This window comes from Acinetobacter sp. ABJ_C4_1 (assembly GCF_044538495.1).
Lineage (GTDB): Bacteria > Pseudomonadota > Gammaproteobacteria > Pseudomonadales > Moraxellaceae > Acinetobacter > Acinetobacter nosocomialis_A.
The window spans coordinates 1-2,370 of record NZ_JBIUCQ010000029.1 but is presented as its reverse complement, the minus strand read 5'-3'; the positions used below and the strand labels follow the sequence as shown (position 1 = coordinate 2,370).

At 47.0% G+C, this 2,370-nt stretch carries 1 protein-coding gene; it reads left to right on the top strand.

What is annotated here, in order from left to right; translation table 11 throughout:
• Window positions 1–2,370, top strand: a 2,370-nt coding sequence (locus tag ACIF8R_RS18335; protein ID WP_396482473.1) for a beta strand repeat-containing protein, incomplete at both ends; no start/stop codon positions are given.

The following is a 2,370-nucleotide window of genomic DNA, read 5'->3' as shown; positions in this document are numbered from 1 at the left end:
AGGTTGATAACAGCGGATTAACGATTACCGGTGGTCCGAGTGTAACCACTGCAGGTATTAATGCGGGCAACCAAAAAGTTACTAATGTAGCTGCTGGAACGATTTCTGCGACATCAACAGATGCAGTAAATGGTAGCCAGTTAGATGCGACCAACCAGAATGTAACCACTGCTCAGAACACCGCAAACACAGCGGTGACCAATGCGGCAGCAGCTCAAAATACGGCAAACACGGCAGTCACCAATGCTGCAGCAGCACAAGCGACAGCAGACAAAGGCCTGAATTTTAGTGTGAATGGTGGTACGGCTGACAATGTGAAGCTGGGTGAAACGGTTAACTTTGCCAATGGCACCAACACCACTGCAGTATATGACCCTGCAACCAATACCTATAAATACAATGTGAATGACAACATTGCATTAACCAATGCGGGTAGCTTAACAGTTGGGAATAGCAAGGTTGATAACAGTGGCTTAACTATTACTGGTGGCCCAAGTGTAACCACTGCAGGTATTAATGCGGGTAACCAGAAGATTACCAATGTTGCGGCAGGTACCAATGCGACTGATGCTGTCAATGTTAGTCAGCTTGATGCGTTAAGCACATCAAGCAACAACAAGACTGATGCCTTGGGCAACAGCACAGCCAACAATCTGGGTGGTGGTGCAAGCTATGACAGCACTACAGGTGCAGTAAGCTCACCAACTTATGTCACCACTAAAACTGACGGTACAACAGTTAATGCCAACAATGTCGGTGATGCCTTAACTAACCTGAACAATGAAGTGGTTAAACCGATTACCTTTGCGGGTAACAGCGGCAGTGTCGACCGTAAATTGGGTGAAACCCTGAATATCACAGGTGGCCTGACAGCATCTGGCTCGAACTCGAATGTTAAAACGGTTATCAGTGGCAATACCGTTGATATTCAACTTGCAGATGCTCCGGTGTTTGCAGGGAAGCTGACAGCGAACGGACTGGATGCCAATGGTGAGAAAGTTACCAATGTCGGTGCGGGTACAGCAGCAACCGATGCAGTAAACAAAGGCCAGCTTGATGCGTTAAGTACGTCAAGCAACAACAAGACCGATGCCTTGGGCAACAGTACAGCTAATAATCTGGGTGGTGGTGCAAGTTATGACAGCACAACAGGTGCAGTAAGCTCACCGACCTATACTGTGAATGGCAACAACGTGAATAACGTGGGCGATGCGATCACTGCATTAGACAAAGGCTGGACACTACAAAGTAATGGTACCAATGCGGGTGCAGTAAAAGCTGGTGATACGGTAGACATTGGTACGATTGCAGGTGAAACCAACCTGAAAGTGACCAAGACCGGCAATACGATTCAGTATGGCTTAAATCGTGATCTGAATATTGACAGTGTAACGGCAGGGGACAGTAAGCTGGATACGAATGGTTTAACCATCACTGGTGGACCAAGTGTGACCAAGACTGGTATTGATGCTGCAGGCAACACAATCAGTAACGTAGCAGCGGGCACCAATGCTACTGATGCAGTAAACAAAGGCCAGCTTGATGCATTAAGTACCTCAAGCAATAACAAGACTGATGCCTTGGGCAACAGCACAGCCAACAATCTGGGTGGTGGCGCAAGCTATGACAGCACTACAGGTGCAGTAAGCTCACCAACTTATGTCACCACTAAAACTGATGGTACAACAATTAATGCCAACAATGTCGGTGATGCCTTAACTAACCTGAACAATGAAGTGGTTAAACCGATTACCTTTGCGGGTAACAGCGGCAGTGTTGACCGTAAATTGGGTGAAACCCTGAATATCACAGGTGGCCTGACAGCATCTGGCTCGAACTCGAATGTTAAAACGGTTATCAGTGGCAATACCGTTGATATTCAACTTGCCGATGCGCCTGTGTTTGCAGGGAAGCTGACAGCGAACGGACTGGATGCCAATGGTGAGAAAGTTACCAATGTTGGTGCGGGTACAGCAGCAACCGATGCAGTAAACAAAGGCCAGCTTGATGCATTAAGTACCTCAAGCAACAACAAGACTGATGCCTTGGGCAATAGCACAGCCAATAATCTGGGCGGTGGTGCAAGCTATGATAGCACTACAGGTGCAGTAAGCTCACCAACTTATGTCACCACTAAAACTGACGGTACAACAGTTAATGCCAATAATGTGGGTGATGCCTTAACTAACTTGAACAATGAAGTGGTTAAACCGATTACCTTTGCAGGTAACAGTGGCAGTGTTGACCGTAAATTGGGTGAAACCCTGAATATCACAGGTGGGCTGACAGCATCTGGCTCGAACTCGAATGTTAAAACGGTTATCAGTGGTAATACCGTTGATATTCAACTTGCCGATGCGCCTGTGTTTG